Below are 15,008 nucleotides of genomic sequence, written 5' to 3'. Positions count from 1 at the left end.
CCCTGGAGCTAAAATTCGTCTCTTTGGTGTGGGCATTGGAGGCGATGAGCCGGAATGAAAACGAAATTTTGAAAGACAAGAAATTATCTGAAAAAATATCACGAATTTTGAATTGTGCCAGAGCCCTCAACGCAGGCGATCGGCGATGGCTCAAGGAGAGACTTGATCATGCGAGAGAACCATCTCTGTGCGATCGTCTGTTCCACCTCCTGCGCACGTTACCCGTTGAGTTCGACGAAAACGGTCTGAAAAAATTTGCCAAATCTTGCGCCGACCTCCGAAACGACCTGTCTCACTTCGTTGGCCTAAATCCAAACAAGTGGAAACATAAGACATATGGCGACCTTGTCCGGGAATTAATAAATTTGACGCCAGCCCTTGATCTTTTGTGCCGTATTAAAATTCTGAAAATAATTGGCGTCTCGGACGATTTGATTCAAAAATCCGTCATTCAGAAAGAAGAAAGTGAATTTCATTTGCAGAATGCCGGCGTGGTATTGCCCGCGCCGCCGATGCCAGATCTCCCCTCGCCACAGGGCGACGCGCCCACCTGATCTCGAGCCCGACCTAAAATTCGTTTGACTGGCCTCGAATTACTTGATTTCCTTGCGTTCAACGGTTGCCGCGGTGGACGCATCCACGCATCTGCCAGCCCCCCGCGGTGAGGGGAAGGCAGGGAAACGTCTTGCTTTGCTTACTTATGCCGCGCTCCCGGATCGATGCCGGCGGCCAGTGCCAGGCGCACGAGTTCGGAGAGGCTGCGCGCCCCGAATTTTTCCATCACATGGGCGCGGTGGATCTCCACCGTGCGCGGGCTGATGCCGAGATCATAGGCGATGGTTTTGTTGGGTAGGCCAGCAACCAGCCCATCCAGAACTTCGCGCTCACGCGGGCTGAGAGTCGCAAGCCGCGCCAGCGCCTCGCGTCCCGGCGCGTCCGTCCCAACATCGACCAACGCCTGACCGACCGCTTCCAAAATCGCGCCATCGGAGAAGGGCTTTTCGACGAAATCCCGTGCCCCGGCCTTCATCGCCCTGACCGCCAGCGGCACATCGGCATGCCCGGTCATAATGATCGTCGGGATCCGCACGCCCGCGGCGCGCAGCCGCTCGAGCGTGGTCACGCCGTCGATCTCCGGCATCCGCACATCGAGGAGGAGACAGCCCGCGCCCGGCCCCGGCGGCGCGGCGAGCACAGCGACGCCGGAGGCGAAAGCCTGGCAGCGATAGCCCGCCGCTTCGAGAAGGAAACAGAGCGATTCCCGCACCGCCTCGTCATCATCGACGACGATCACCTCTGGGTCAGTCATCAAGGGTCTCCATCGGGGGGGCAAAGGCGAGGGTAAAGCGGAAAGCCGTTCCGCTCTCCGGCGCCGAGGCAACGTCGATCCGCCCGCCATGGCTCTCGACGATCTCACGGCAGATCGAGAGCCCGAGCCCCATGCCGTCACGCTTGGTGGAGACGAAGGGGCTGAACATCTGGTCGCGGATCTCGGGCGCAATGCCGGGGCCGGTATCGGCGACGGTTATTTCGGCGAACCCCTCGGATGCCGCCGTCTGGACAGTGATCTCGCGCCGGGCGCAGGGTTGCAACACCTCGACGGCGTTGCGGACGAGATTGAGTATCACCTGTTGCACCTGCACCCGGTCGGCGAGCACCGGCGGCAGATCGGGGGCGAGGGCGAAGGTGACGCGGATGCCGAATTCCCGCGCCCCGACCAGCGCCAGCGTCGCCGCCTCCTCGACCAGGGTGTTGAGATCCTCTGGCTTCTTCTCGTTCTCGCCGCGGGCGACGAAACCGCGCAGGCGCTGGATGATGCTGCCGGCCCGCGCCGCTTGCTCGCCCGCGCGCGACAGCGCGTCTGCGACCCGCGGCAAAAGCTCCGCCCGCCCGGCGGCGAGCAATTGCCGCCCAGCCTCGACGTAATTGGCGATCGCGGTCAGCGGCTGATTGATCTCATGGGCGAGGGTGGATGCCATCCGCCCCAGCGTCGAGAGCCGCGAGGTGTGGAGGAGCTTGCCGTGCAGATCCTGGAGCCGCCGTTCGGCCTCCTGCTGCTCGGAGAGGTCGCGGATGAAGCCGGCGAACAGGCGTTGCCCGCCGGCCTCGACCTCCCCAACCTGCAGCTCGATCGGAAAGCTCGTGCCATCGGCGCGCTCGCCGACGACGATGCGGCCGATGCCGATGATCCGTTTTTCGCCAGTTTCGAGATAGCGCGCGAGATAGGAATCATGCTCGCGGCGATAGGGCTCGGGCATCAGCATGCTGATATTGCGCCCGAGCATCGCGGCGGCGGGGTGGCCGAACATGCGTTCGGCGGCGGCGCTAAACGACATGATGCGACCATGGGCGTCGATGACGATGACCGCCTCCGGCGCCGTCGCGATGATGGCGCGAAGCAATTCCTCGCGCGCGAGCAGCATCTCCCGCGTCGCGTGGCGGGCGGAGATGTCATGCGCGATCATCACCCGTGTCGGCCCGTCCTCGCGCATAACGTCGCGGAGGACGATCTCGGCAGGAAAACGATAGCCGTCATCCCGCCGCATCATGATCTCACGCCGCCCGCCGGGATGGCGGTCGGTGGGCGCCAGCGCCGCTTGATCGTCAGGGTCGCAGAAGAAATCGCCGATCTGCCGGCCGATCAGCGCGGCGTCAGCGACCCCGAGCAGGGGGCCGGCGGCTTGGTTGACGAAGCGGATCACCCCGCCCGCGCCGATAACGAAAATCCCATCTGCTGCCGCCTCGAATACTGCCCGGTAGATCCGCTCCATCGCAGCCCCGCGTCAGATCGCGTCCGGATCGTGCGCGAGGCTGACATCGCGGTGCACCTCGACCGAGAGCAACAGGCCAAAGCCAAACATTGCGGTTAGCAACGCGGAGCCGCCATGCGAAATTAGCGGCAGCGGCACGCCTCCCACCGGAATCGCCCCCATCACCATCGCGAGATTGACGAACACGTAAAGCGAATAATTGACGGTGATGCCAATTGCGAGCAGGCGGGCGAAAGGCTCGCGGGCGCGCAGCGCGATCACCAGGCCGCCAGCGATGATCAGCGTGATCAGGCCGAGCAGGGCAAGCGCGCCGACGAGGCCGAATTCTTCCGCGAGCACGGTGAAGATGAAATCGGTCTGCTTTTCGGGCAGGAAGTCGAGATGGCCTTGCGTGCCATGCAGGAACCCCTTGCCCCAGAGCCCGCCCGAACCAAGCGCGATCTTCGACTGGATGATGTTATAGCCGGTGCCGAGCGGGTCGCTTTCGGGATGGAGGAAGGTCTCGATCCGGGCGCGCTGGTAATCATGCAAATGATGATAAGCGAGCGGTGCGGCGGCACCGATCGCGAGCGCGACCAGGGCGAATTTCCACCATCTGACGCCGGCGGCGAAAAACACCGCGCCGGCGACCAGGGCGGTGATGACGGCGGTGCCGAGATTGGGTTGTTTCAGGATGAGTGCCACCGGAATGGCGGTCGCCAGCGCCGGCGGGATCAGGAAGAACGGGTTGCCGATCCGTTCGAACGAGGCGCGATGAAACCAGGAGGCAAGCGCGAGGACGAGGAAGATTTTCATCAGCTCGCTCGGCTGGAGCTGAAACGCGCCGATCTCGATCCAGCGCTGTGCCCCCTTGCCGACATGGCCAAAGCGGGCGACGGCGAGCAACAGCGCGACCCCGAGCCCGTAAAGCGGCCAGGCGAGGCGCCGGATCAGGCGGAGATCGGTGAGCGCGGTCGCGATCAGAATCGCAAGCCCAAGCCCGAAGCGCAGCGCGTGGCGATTGGCGAAAGGCAGCGGCCCGCCGCCGGCGGAATAGAGCGCGACATAGCCAACCCCGGCAAGGGCGGCGAGCAGCCCGACATAGAGCCAGCTCACCGCGCGCAGCTTGGCCGCGAGCCCAAACCCCTCGGCGCGATAGAGGCGGCGCTCCATCATCGTGTCTCGGCCGGCGGCGTGCCGGGCGCCGGATCGAGGCGAGCGGCGATGCGGGGGGCGGCGGGCTGGGGCGGACGGTTGGCGGGGTCGCGGAGCAGGACATCGGTCATGATCGCGCGCGCCAGCGGCGCCGCCCGCTGCGCCCCGGCATTGCCATGTTCGACGACGACGGCGAGCGCATAGCGCGGCGCGTCATAGGGGGCGAATGCGACGAAGAGGGCGTGCGGGCGAAACTCCCAGGGAAGGCTTTCGGAGTTGAAATGCCCGTGCTCGCGCGCCTCGCGCGAGACGTGGCGGACCTGCGTCGAGCCGGTTTTGCCGGCAAGCTGCATGCCGGAAAGATCGAGGCGGGCAAGCGGGGCGGTGCCGCCTTGTTCATTGACCACCGCCCACATGCCTTCGCGGACGGCGCGCAGGAACGGCGCCGGGACATCGAGCGCCGGCCAGAAAGCGGGATCGGCGCCAGCGGCGGCGGTGCCGTTGATGCTGCGCGTCAAATGCGGCTCAACGGCGCGGCCGGTTGCGATCCGCGCCACCATGGTCGCGAGCTGCACCGGTGCGATTTCGAGAAAGCCCTGGCCGATGCCATGGACAACGGTATCGCCGGGATTCCAGTGATGGCCGTGGCTCTCGCGCCAGGCGCGGGTGGGCACGAGGCCGGCGCGGGCTTCGGGGAGTTCGATTTGCGGGCGCACACCGAGGCCGAAGCGGTTGGCCATGGCGGCGATGGCGTCGATCCCGGTGCGCCGCGCGACCTCGTAGAAAAACACGTCACAACTGTTCTTGAGCCCGCCGCGGAGATCGAGCGCGCCATGGCCATAGCGGCTCCAGCAATGAAAGCGCGTGTCGCCGAGATCGAGATAGCCGGGACAGACGATGCGCTCATTCGGGGTGATCGCGCGCGCCGCCAACCCTGCCATCGCCACCACCATCTTGAAGGTCGAGCCCGGCGCGTAGAGCCCAGCGACCGCTTTGTTGATCAGCGGCGTCTGGCGGTTCTTGGTCCATTCGTTCCATTGTGCCTGTGAGACACCGGAATTGAACAGGCTGGGGTCGAAGCTCGGCGTCGTCGCCATCGCCAGCACTTCGCCGTTGCGGGCATCCAATACCACGGCGCTTGCGCTCTCGTCCCCGAGTGTCGCCACGACATCCTGCTGCAGGCCGGAATCGATGGTGAGGGTGATTTCGGCGCCGGGAACCCCCTCCTCGCGCGCGAGTTCGCGGATCACCCGACCGACCGCGTTGACCTCGACCTGCACCAGCCCGGCATGGCCGCGGAGCGCGAGATCATGATATTTCTCCACCGCCGCGCGCCCGACCCGCATCCCCGGCAGCGCCAGCAGCGGCTCGTCCTCGGCCTCGTCCTCGCTCGGCGGCGCGACATAGCCGACGACATGCGCGAGCGTCGCCCCAAACGGGTAAAGCCGCGTGGTCCCGACATCGATCATGACGCCGGGCAGATCGGGGGCATTGACCTCGATCAGCGCCATTTCGTCCCATTCCAGGAAATCGCGCAGGATGATTGGGATGAAGCGGCGGGAATGGGCGAGTTCGCGGTCGATGCGGGCGCGCTCATGCTCCGAAAGCGGGATCAGGCCGGAAAATCGCGCGAGCGTCGCTTGCGGATCATCGGCCTGCTCGGCGATCAGCACCGCGCGCCAGTTCATCCGGTTGCCGGCGAGTGGCGTGCCGTCGCGGTCGAGCAGCCGCCCGCGCGGCGGCGCGAGCAAGCGGGCGCTGACCCGGTTGCTCTCGGCGAGCAGGGCATAGCGCTTCCCGTCCACCACCTGCACCTGATAGAGTTTGGCGGCGAGCCCGCCGAGGGCCAGCGCCTCGATCCCGCCGAGGATCAGGGCGCGGCGCGTAAAAACGTTGGTGCGGTTGGTGTCGCGGCGCATCGTTCACACCGCCGCGCTGGCGGCAAGACCGCGATGAACACGGGTCAGCAGCACCGCAAGCAGGGGATAAAACCCGATCGCGAACCCGGCCTCGACCAAAGCCGGCGCCAGCGGCAGCGCGGTGAGATCGAGGAGCGCCGTGAGCGCGTAGGAAAGCGCTGTCGCGCCCGCCGCAAAGGCCGCGAACACTAGCCAGACGAGGAGAAAACTCTGCCGCGCGAGCCCACGCCGCCAGCGCCGGGTGACGGCGGCGAACAGCAGCAGCACCAGCACATCGAGCCCGAGCGGCCCGCTGCCGAGGAGATCAGCGAACAGGCCAAGGGCGAAAACCAGCGGGAGCGTCATCGCCGCCGGGCGGAACAGGCTCCAGAAATAGACCGAGGCGAACAGGAAAGCGGGCGCCAGCGCCGCCTGCTCGGGAAGGCCGAGCGGGACCGCGAGCACGAGGAGGCCGAGCGCCGTGCCCGCCCCCGGAAACGCCGCCCGTGCGACCGCGTCGAGCTGGCGCCAAGGATCGGGGCGGGGCGCCAGCCGGGGCGAGAGGAAACGCATGGCCATCGCCGGCGCTCAGGGCTCGTAGGGCGCCGGCGGTGCTTTCGCCGCCCGGTGCTCGCCGGCCTCGGGCGGCAGGACGCCGGCGAGGCGATAATCAAACACCCGCACGACATCGAGGCGCGAAAGCCGCGCCGCCGGCACCACCATCGGCGCATTCCCGATATAATGCACCGTGCCGACCGGGAGCCCGGCCGGGAACGCATTGGCCTCGGCGCTGGTCACCACCCGTTCGCCCTCCGCCGGTGGGGTGTCCTCGGGCCAGAACAGTAGCCGCGGCAGCGCGCCGTTGGTCCCGGCGAGGATGGCGCGGGCGCGGCTTTGCTCGAGCGTCACCGGGACGCGGCTATTGATGTCGGTGATCAGCATCACCCGTGCGCTGCGCGACCCGGTTTCGGTGATGCGCCCAACCAAGCCGCGATCATCGAGCGCGACCTGCCCCTTGGTGATGCCATGCCGCGGCCCGGCCGCGAGTAGGACCGAGCGGGCATAGACGCCACCGGCATCGGCCACGACCCGCGCCGTGACATAGGCCGCTGCCGGGTCCGGGATCCAGTGGAGATTGGCGCGCAAGGTCGCGTTCTCGGCCTCGAGCGCCAGCGCGACCGCCTGCCATTGCCGCAGCCGCTCGTTTTCTTCGCGCAGCATGGCGTTCTCGCTGACCAGCGAGACGAGATGGCCGGCTTCGACGATGGCGCCGCGGACACGGGTGACGGGATTGGCGATGAGATCGTAAAGCGGCGCCAGCGTGTCACCGAGGCTCGCGCGCACCCGTTCGGCGAGCAGGGCATCGGCCTTGCCGAGCAAGAGCAACGCAAAGGCGCCGGCAATCAGCAGCGGCAGGGTGAGCCGTGCCAGCGCCTGGCGCGCGGGAATGGACAGCCGGATCATCGGGCGTCGTCCCTCCTTGGCGTGGCGATCGCCCGCGCCCGCCGGTGTCTTCTCCCGGTGCGGGCGCCGGCGATCGGCCGGAGATCAGGGTGGTTTGTCGCGATCACTCAATACATGGTGGACAGAACATGGCGTAGTCTTTTCATCTCTTCGAGCGCGCGGCCAGTGCCGAGGGCGACGCATTGCAGAGGCTCCTCGGCGACCACCACCGGCAAGCCCGTGGCATCGCGCAGTACCTGATCCAGACGATAGAGCAAAGCGCCCCCGCCCGTCAGCACGATTCCCTTATCGACGATATCGGCGGCGAGTTCCGGCGGCGTATTTTCGAGCGCGACCTTCACCGCTTCCACAATGGCGCTCACCGGCTCGCTGAGGCTTTCGGCGATCTGGCGCTGGCTGACCAAGACCTCGCGCGGCACGCCGTTCATCAGATCGCGCCCCTTCACTTCGCGATAGGCGCCTTCATCGCCGTCATAAAGCGAACTCGCGGCGCCGATTTCGAGCTTGATCCGCTCGGCCGAACCCTCGCCGATCAGGAGATTATGGTTGCGGCGGATATAGTTGATGATCGCCTCGTCCATCTTGTCGCCGCCGACGCGCACACTCCGCGCATAGACGATGCCGCCCAAGGAAATCACCGCGACCTCGGTGGTGCCGCCGCCGATATCGACGATCATGCTGCCGGATGGCTCGGTGACAGGCAGGCCGGCGCCGATGGCGGCGGCCATCGGCTCCTCGATCAGCAAAACCTTGCGCGCGCCGGCGCTTTCCGCGCTCTCCTGGATCGCGCGGCGTTCGACCGCGGTCGAGCCGGAGGGGACGCAGATGATGATCAGCGGGCTCGCGAAGCCGCGGCGGTTATGCACCTTGCGGATGAAATGCTTGATCATTTCCTCGGCGACCTCGAAATCGGCGATCACGCCGTCGCGCAAGGGCCGGATCGCGGAGATGTTGCCGGGCGTGCGGCCGAGCATGTGCTTGGCTTCCTCGCCGACCGCAAGCACTTGCTTCTTGCCGCGAACATCAGCGATGGCGACGACGCTCGGCTCGTCGAGCACGATGCCGCGGCCTTTGACATAGACCAGCGTGTTGGCGGTGCCGAGATCGATCGCCATGTCGGCCGACATGAAACCAAGCAGCCGGGAAAACATCGTGTCCAAACTCCTGTCAGCCGCATCGCGGGCTGCGGAGGGTTAGCCGGCCCCGCGCGCGCAAACAAGCCCGGCGATCACAAACCAGCGCGCATGGCTTGCCCGCGCCGACCGCGTCAGGCAAAACAATCGTGGTCGCTGAGAGAGATATCAAAAAGGGAATAACAGGACATGAACACGCGCCCGCCCGCCCGGCGCCGCACGCGGACCCCGCTTGTCTTCGTCGCCCTGCTTCTCCTTGCCGCCTGCGGCGACGATGGCGGCTGGGCTGATTACAGCAGCGACGACGACGGCGGTATGTTTGGCAGCGACGGCTATGAGCAGGGCGGCCCCGGCTATTACGGCATGGGCATGCCCTATGGCGGCGCCTATGAGGGCGGCGGCGTCGGTTGGGGCGGGTTCAATTACGACGAGTAGTCGACATGCGGGGCCGCCGGCGGCGCGCCCCGCGAGGGAACATTACCCGGAGCCCAAGCTCGCACGCGGGAAGCGGAAATCGATCGCGCAAAACTCGCAGGTCATGACGATATCGCCGCCGACCGCCATGTCGTCGAGATCGTGCGGCGGAAATCCCTCGAGAATGGCGGCAAGGCGGGCGCGCGAGCAACGGCAGCCGAAGGCGAGCGCGCGCGGTTGGCCGAGGACGATCCCGGTCTCGTAAAACAGGCGTTGCAGCAGGATTTCGGGGGTGAGACGATCATCGAGCAACTCGGCCTTGGTCAGGGTCGCGGCGAGCAGCGTTGCGGTGCGCCAGTCCTCTTCGGCGGCATCACTCTCGGCGCCCGGCCTGTCGGCAAGGCGTTCCAGAATCAGGCCGCCGGCGCGCCAGCCAGAAGCGGTCTCGGCGCAGGCGAGCTGAAGGCTCGCGGCGAGCTGGGCGCTGGTCACGTAATAATGCTCCGCCATCGCCGCCAAGGTCTCGCCATGGGTCGCGACGATACCTTGATGGCGCTCGCGATCGGCGCCCTGGTCGATGGTGAAGGCGATATGACCCGCGCCGAGGAGGGCGCCAGCGGAGAGCGCGGTATCAACGGGCAGTGGCACGCCCTCGGCGAGGGCGGCATAGAAGCGGAGGGCGCCGGTTTCGGTGCAATCGGCGGCGAGGGTGCGGAGCGGCCCGTCGCCGCGTGCGTGCAAGCTGAAGGAGCCATGGAATTTCAGCCCGCTGGCAAGACAGGCCACCAGCGCCAGCGCCTCGCCGGCGAGTGCCGCGACCGGCGCCGGGTGGGCATGGCGGGCGAGCAGCGCCTCAGCCAGCGGGCCAAGCCGCACCAGCCGCCCGCGCACCGGCGCGTCGACGAGGTGAAACGGGATGACCCCGCGTGGCACGACGAGGTCGGGCACGTCCGGGCGCTCAGTATCGAGGAAGGCTGGCCTTTCGTTCATGCCGGCAAGATAGGCGCTCGCGCCCGCGAGCGCGAGGGCGGGATGGGCTTTTACGCCGCCGCGTCGCGCGCTGGCAGCGAACGCTCGCGGAGCGCCTCGGCGCCGAGGCGGGCACAGAAATCGCCAAACCCCTCGCCCGCCTCGCGCTCCGCGGCGAAGGCGGCGAACAGCGGCGCCAGCGCCGGCGCGAGATCGGCCTCGGCGATCTTGTCATGGAGTTTGAAGGAGAGCCGCGTTCCGGCGAAATCGCCGCCGACATAGAGCGCGTAATGCCCCGGCATTCGCCCGACGATGCCGATATCCCCGCCATAGGGCCGGGCGCAGCCATTCGGGCAGCCGGTCAGGCGGAGGCTGATGCGCTCGCCGGCGAGCCCGACGCTGGCCAATGCCGCCTCGATCGCGGCGACGATCGGCTGATGCACCCGCTCCGCCTCCGCGAGCGCGAGGCCGCAGGTGGGCAGCGCTGGGCAGGCGAGCGACCAGCGCGCGAGCGGGGTCAGCGCTTCGGCGAGCACGACACCATGCTCGCGAAGCAGCGTCTCGACCGGGCCGCGATCGGCGGGCGCGAGGTTGGAGAGCAAAATATCCTGCTGGCCGGTCAGCACCGGATCGGCACCGAAACGGGCGACGACGGCGCGGAGCGCGGTGCGCAACCGCTTCGTGCCGCGATCCTCGATCCGGCCCGCCGGCACCGGCACGCCGAGCCAGAATTTGCCGTTGCCTTGCGCGTGCCACCCCAGGATTTCCGGGATCTGAAACGGCGGCAGCGGCCGCGGCGGGGCGAGCGGGGCGCCAAAATACTCGTCCAACATGCGCTTGGCCCAGTCCAGACCACGCTCATCGAGCAGGTATTTTAGTCTCGCGCGGCGGCGATCGCTGCGATCGCCGTAATCGCGCTGCAAGGCGATCACCGCTTCGACGCCGCGCCGGAGATCGTCGGGGCCAACGAAGCAGAGCGGCGTCGCAAGGCGCGGATAGGTGTCCTTCCTGTTATGCGTCATGCCGAGCCCGCCGCCGAGCGCGAAATTATAGCCGAGCAAGCGCTCGCCCGCGAACAGCCCGATGATGCCGAGATCATTGGTGAGGACGTCGATCGTGTTGTCCTCTGGCGTTGCGATGCCGATCTTGAATTTGCGCGGCAGATAAGTCGGGCCGTAAAGCGGCTCCGGCGCGGCGCCGAGCACCGCTTGCCCCGCTTCGTCGAGAAACAGCTCGTGATAGGCGCGGCTTGCCGGCAGCAGGGCCGCCGACAGCATCGCGGCATCGGCGCGAATGCGCGCATGCACCGCATCGCGCCGCGGCGCCGGCGTCGCCGTGACATTGCGCACGACATCGCCGCAAGCCGCTTGGGTGGTGAGCAGCGTTTGGTTGATGGCGGCGATGCTGGCCTTGAGATCCTGTTTGATGACGCCGTGGAACTGCACCCCCTCGCGCGTGGTGATGCGGAGTGTGCCGTTGCCGTAGCGATCGGCGAGGGCGTCGAGCGCGAGATATTGCGCCGCTGTCAAAACGCCGCCTGGCATGCGCACCCGGACCATGAAGGAGAAATCCTTGGCCTCGCCGCGCTGTTTGCGTTCGGTCGCCGTGTCGCGGTCGTGCTGTTCGTAGGTGCCGTGGAATTTCAGGAGGTTATAGGTATCCTCGCTGACCTCGCGGCTGGGGCTCGCGAGTTCGGCGGCAAGTTCGCCGCGCAGGAAGTGGCTCGCGGCCTTGAGACGTTCGACGCCACTCGGCGGGCGGGGAGGGGACATGGGCGACTCCATCGGCTGATCGGCCGGCGCTGATGGCCAGAATGGAGTCGTTGATAGCCATAAATCACGATTTATGGAAGGAGAAATTTTATTACACAAAAGATCGTGCCAGATGGGCCGTTTCCCACCCCGGCACGATCTTTCGGCCGCCGTCAGTCCTTCGGCAGTTCGACGATGCGGAGATAAGGCTTCAGCGCCTTCCAGCCCTGCGGGAAACGCTGCTTCGCCTCCTCGTCGGAGAGGCTCGGGACGATGATCGCCGGCTCGCCCTTGGTCCAATTGACCGGGGTTGCGACCTTGTAGCGGTCGGTGAGTTGGAGACTGTCGATAACGCGGAGAATTTCCTGAAAATTCCGGCCGGTGGAGGGCGGGTATGTCATCATCAGGCGGATTTTCTTGGCCGGATCGATGATGAACACCGAGCGCACCGTCAGCAGCGGGTCAGCCGCCGGGTGCACCATGCCATAGAGGTCGGAGACCTTGCGATCGGCGTCGGCGATCATCGGGAAATTGAGCGCTTGGCCCTGCGTTTCCTCGATATCCTTCTCCCAGCCCTTGTGCGAGCTTGCCGGATCGACGGAAAGCCCGATGACCTTGACATGGCGCTTGTCCCATTCCGGCTTGAGGCGCGCCGCCTCGCCGAGTTCTGTGGTGCAGACCGGGGTGTAGTCCTTCGGGTGGCTGAACAGGATGCCCCACGAATCGCCGAGCCATTCATGAAAACGAAGGCGGCCGTGGGTGCTGTCCTGCTCGAAGTCGGGGGCGATCTGGCCGAGTTGCAAGCTCATGGTGAGGTCCTTTGCTTTGTCGCTGACAATAAAAATTTTCTTGCGGATCAGAGGCACGTTCGCCGCTAGATCGCGAAGCTGATCGCCTCTGAAACCGGTCGGCGCAGGCCGGCTTCGGTGGCACGGCGGAGCAGATCATGGAGCGTGAGCGAGGCGAAGCGCGCGCCGACGATGGCCTCCATCTCCGACCAGAGCGGGATGACGACGGCGCCGGCGAGGTCGCCGCCGAACTCATCGGGCGGATCCGGCTCCTCATGCGCGGCGGCAAGGATGTCGCCGAGGCGGATATCGCGTGGCGAGCGGCCGAGCCGGTAGCCGCCGCGCGGGCCACGCAGGCTTTCCAGCACGCCGGCGCGCGCGAGCGCCTGCAGCAGCGGCTCCATGCCGCGCCGGGCGAGGCAAAGCCGCTCGGCGATGTCGGCGGCGCTGACCGCCGCACCGCGTCCACCGTGAAAGGCGATATCGAGCGCGATCAGCACCGCCAGCATCCCGCGATCATGGCGCAACAGCATCCCGCGTTCCTCGTCCTGCAATTCCACCATTGTCCAGCGTATATTTCCTCGATATAGTGATGGCCATGGAAAAAGCAAACCCCACCCCGTTCACCCTGCCGCGCCCGCCGGCGCGCGGGCGGATTTATGACAGCATTCTCGAAACCATCGGGGCGACGCCGCTGGTGCGCCTGCCGCGCCTCGCTGCGGCGGAGGGCATCAAGGCTGATCTCGCGCTGAAACTGGAGTTCTTCAACCCGCTCGGCTCGGTGAAGGACCGCATCGGCCTCGCGATGATCGAGCAGGCGGAAGCGGATGGGCTGATCACGCCGGGGCGGAGTGTCCTGGTCGAGCCGAGTTCAGGCAATACCGGCATCGGGCTTGCCTTCGTCGCGGTCGCGAAGGGCTATCGCTTGATCGTCACCATGCCGGAAGGCGCCTCGATCGAGCGGCGCAAGATGCTGCGGTTGATGGGGGTCGAGCTGGAATTGACGCCGGCGGCGAAGGGGATGCGCGGCGCCATCGCCCGCGCCGAGGAAATCCTTGCGGCGACGCCAAACGCTTGGATGCCACGGCAGTTCGACAACCCCGCCAACCCCGCGATCCATGTCGCGAGCACCGCCGAAGAAATCTGGACCGACACCGCCGGCCGCGTCGATATCGTCATTGGCGGTGCCGGCACCGGCGGCACCATGACGGGGATCGCCCGCGCGCTGAAGCCGCGTAAGGCCGGGCTTCGCTGTTTCGTCGTCGAGCCGGCGGAAAGCGCCGTGCTCTCGGGGGACGAGCCGGGGCCGCACGGGATTCAGGGCATCGGCCCCGGGTTCAAGCCAAGCATCCTCGACATGGCGCTGATGGATGGCGTTCTGCGCGTCACCGAGCGCGAGGCGATCGCCATGGCCCGCCGCGCCGCCGCAACCGATGGCATCCCGCTCGGCATCTCTTCGGGGGCGGCGCTGCAGGCCGCGCTCACGACCGCGCGCGAGGAGGCAAATGCCGGCAAGCTGATCGTCGCCATCGCCCCGTCTTTTGCCGAACGCTATTTCTCGACCCCGCTTTTCGCCGGGCTCGGCTGACACGAGCAGACGCCGCGATGAATGACGCCAAAACCGCGCTCGGGCAGAAAATCCTCCGCATCAAGCGGGAAAAAGGGTTGCGCTGGGCGGAGATCGCGGCGCGGCTCGGCCATGCGCCGGTTTTTGTCTGCGCTGCCTGCCTTGGGCAAATGTCGATGACCGCCGAAACCGCCGAAAAAGCCGCCGCACTCTTTGATTTGAGCGCGGAGGAGGCGGCGCTTTTGACCGAAATCCCCTATCGCGGCTCGCTCCCGACCACGGTGCCGACCGATCCGTTGATCTATCGCTTCTACGAGTTGATCCAGGTCTATGGCACCACCTGGAAGGAATTGATCGGCGAGGAATTCGGCGACGGCATCATGAGCGCGATCGATTTCGACATGACGCTGGAGCGTCAGCCGGATCAAAAGGGCGATCGCGTCAAGCTCACCCTGAGCGGGAAATTTTTGCCCTACAAACGGTATTAGGTATGGAGTCTCGGTTTGGATTTGGGGGCTTGGGTGTAGGGAGCGGAAGTTCGGTTTCAGGCGACAAGGCGGAGAAACGGACATCCGCCTGACAACGGCATGAGGCGGTTTACATCGCCGCGTTGGCGCCCTTGTCGAAGGCGTCGGGGTGGATGCCATATGTCTTTTCGAAACCAGCCTTGACGAAATCAATCAGATCGTCGTTCTGATGCGTGCCGGTCAACCAATCGTATTCATGGTGGAACGGCCCTTTGCCAAGAACCCGCTGCTTGGCGAGATCGCAGATCAGCAAGTGTCCAAAAAAGACCGTGCAGGTGTCCCACACCGATCTGCGTTCGCGCCCGGGAAGCACGCGCGCATGGATGCGTTCGGTGTCCGTTCGGTCGATGAAGAGCGGCAGGTTGCACCGGAAGACCGCCGCGCTGTCCGATTTGTGCTGCTCCGCCCAGTAAAAGCCCCGCCAGCAGAAATACTCGAGATGCTCAAATTTATCGCGGCAAAACGAGAGGAAGGCGGCGGCGATAAGGCGGAACGGCAGGTCGTTGGGCGAAACTCTGGACGACCCGGCTATTGGCGCGTCATGTGCGTGAGCACGCGGTGGACGCTGGATTTCCTTGCCTGGCCAGCGTGG

Annotated in this window: 16 protein-coding genes; 4 read left to right on the top strand and 12 right to left on the bottom strand. The window is 66.2% G+C overall.

Annotation, left to right across the window (positions count from 1 at the left end):
- A partial coding sequence (locus tag ACP5M5_RS12925) for a HEPN domain-containing protein (protein ID WP_427937986.1) occupies positions 1-554 on the top strand: 554 nt, incomplete at its 5' end.
- Positions 555-694: 140 nt separating this feature from the next.
- On the opposite strand, the gene fixJ is transcribed toward ACP5M5_RS12925, so the two are convergent.
- From fixJ to ACP5M5_RS12890, 7 genes are all read right to left on the bottom strand, one after another.
- On the bottom strand, positions 695-1,309 hold the full coding sequence (fixJ, locus tag ACP5M5_RS12920; RefSeq protein WP_427937984.1) for a response regulator FixJ: 615 nt from the start codon (positions 1,307-1,309) through the stop codon (positions 695-697).
- Entirely contained in the window at positions 1,302-2,771 is a 1,470-nt protein-coding gene (locus tag ACP5M5_RS12915) for a PAS domain S-box protein (protein ID WP_427937983.1), read from the bottom strand. The genes fixJ and ACP5M5_RS12915 overlap by 8 nt, the downstream gene beginning before the upstream one ends.
- A 12-nt stretch (positions 2,772-2,783) precedes the next feature.
- Positions 2,784-3,926 (bottom strand): rod shape-determining protein RodA, encoded by a 1,143-nt coding sequence (gene rodA / locus ACP5M5_RS12910; RefSeq protein WP_427937982.1) that lies wholly within the window; start codon positions 3,924-3,926, stop codon positions 2,784-2,786.
- Positions 3,923-5,824 carry a penicillin-binding protein 2 gene (gene mrdA / locus ACP5M5_RS12905; RefSeq protein ID WP_427937981.1) on the bottom strand — a complete coding sequence of 634 codons (1,902 nt, stop codon included), beginning with the start codon at positions 5,822-5,824 and terminating at the stop codon, positions 3,923-3,925. The genes rodA and mrdA overlap by 4 nt, the downstream gene beginning before the upstream one ends.
- A gap of 3 nt (positions 5,825-5,827) precedes the next feature.
- Positions 5,828-6,382: a rod shape-determining protein MreD gene (mreD, locus tag ACP5M5_RS12900; protein WP_427937979.1), complete on the bottom strand. Its 555-nt coding sequence runs from the start codon at positions 6,380-6,382 to the stop codon at positions 5,828-5,830.
- A 9-nt stretch (positions 6,383-6,391) separates the two neighbouring features.
- The gene (gene mreC / locus ACP5M5_RS12895) at positions 6,392-7,267 is read right to left on the bottom strand and encodes a rod shape-determining protein MreC (protein ID WP_427937978.1); all 876 of its coding nucleotides are present in this window, start codon (positions 7,265-7,267) and stop codon (positions 6,392-6,394) included.
- 107 nt (positions 7,268-7,374) lie between these two features.
- The gene (locus ACP5M5_RS12890; RefSeq protein ID WP_114912377.1) at positions 7,375-8,418 is read right to left on the bottom strand and encodes a rod shape-determining protein; all 1,044 of its coding nucleotides are present in this window, start codon (positions 8,416-8,418) and stop codon (positions 7,375-7,377) included.
- A 171-nt stretch (positions 8,419-8,589) separates the two neighbouring features.
- Here ACP5M5_RS12890 and ACP5M5_RS12885 point away from each other — a divergent pair, with 171 nt between their 5' ends.
- Complete coding sequence (locus ACP5M5_RS12885) at positions 8,590-8,835, top strand: hypothetical protein (protein WP_427937976.1); 246 nt, start codon at positions 8,590-8,592, stop codon at positions 8,833-8,835.
- Between the two features lie 42 nt (positions 8,836-8,877).
- Here the strand turns inward: ACP5M5_RS12885 and ACP5M5_RS12880 are convergent, their stop codons facing one another.
- The 4 genes from ACP5M5_RS12880 to ACP5M5_RS12865 form a co-directional block, all read right to left on the bottom strand.
- Positions 8,878-9,804, bottom strand: coding sequence for an Hsp33 family molecular chaperone HslO (locus ACP5M5_RS12880; protein WP_427937974.1), 927 nt, complete (start codon positions 9,802-9,804; stop codon positions 8,878-8,880).
- 50 nt (positions 9,805-9,854) lie between these two features.
- Positions 9,855-11,555, bottom strand: coding sequence for an NADPH-dependent assimilatory sulfite reductase hemoprotein subunit (locus ACP5M5_RS12875; RefSeq protein ID WP_427937972.1), 1,701 nt, complete (start codon positions 11,553-11,555; stop codon positions 9,855-9,857).
- Positions 11,556-11,707: 152 nt separating this feature from the next.
- Positions 11,708-12,343: a peroxiredoxin gene (locus tag ACP5M5_RS12870; RefSeq protein ID WP_427937970.1), complete on the bottom strand. Its 636-nt coding sequence runs from the start codon at positions 12,341-12,343 to the stop codon at positions 11,708-11,710.
- Between the two features lie 65 nt (positions 12,344-12,408).
- Positions 12,409-12,855, bottom strand: a complete 447-nt coding sequence (locus tag ACP5M5_RS12865; protein WP_274966691.1) for an RrF2 family transcriptional regulator — start codon at positions 12,853-12,855, stop codon at positions 12,409-12,411.
- A 65-nt stretch (positions 12,856-12,920) separates the two neighbouring features.
- Here ACP5M5_RS12865 and cysK point away from each other — a divergent pair, with 65 nt between their 5' ends.
- Positions 12,921-13,910, top strand: a complete 990-nt coding sequence (cysK, locus tag ACP5M5_RS12860; protein WP_427937968.1) for a cysteine synthase A — start codon at positions 12,921-12,923, stop codon at positions 13,908-13,910.
- A 17-nt stretch (positions 13,911-13,927) separates the two neighbouring features.
- Complete coding sequence (gene cynS / locus ACP5M5_RS12855; protein ID WP_427937967.1) at positions 13,928-14,377, top strand: cyanase; 450 nt, start codon at positions 13,928-13,930, stop codon at positions 14,375-14,377.
- A 109-nt stretch (positions 14,378-14,486) separates the two neighbouring features.
- On the opposite strand, the gene ACP5M5_RS12850 is transcribed toward cynS, so the two are convergent.
- Positions 14,487-15,008 (bottom strand): hypothetical protein (locus tag ACP5M5_RS12850; RefSeq protein WP_427937965.1); only part of this gene is annotated, 522 nt, incomplete at its 5' end.

The organism is Acidibrevibacterium sp., from assembly GCF_049965395.1.
Taxonomy (GTDB): domain Bacteria; phylum Pseudomonadota; class Alphaproteobacteria; order Acetobacterales; family Acetobacteraceae; genus Acidibrevibacterium; species Acidibrevibacterium fodinaquatile.
This window is presented reverse-complemented; position numbering and strand designations above follow the sequence as displayed.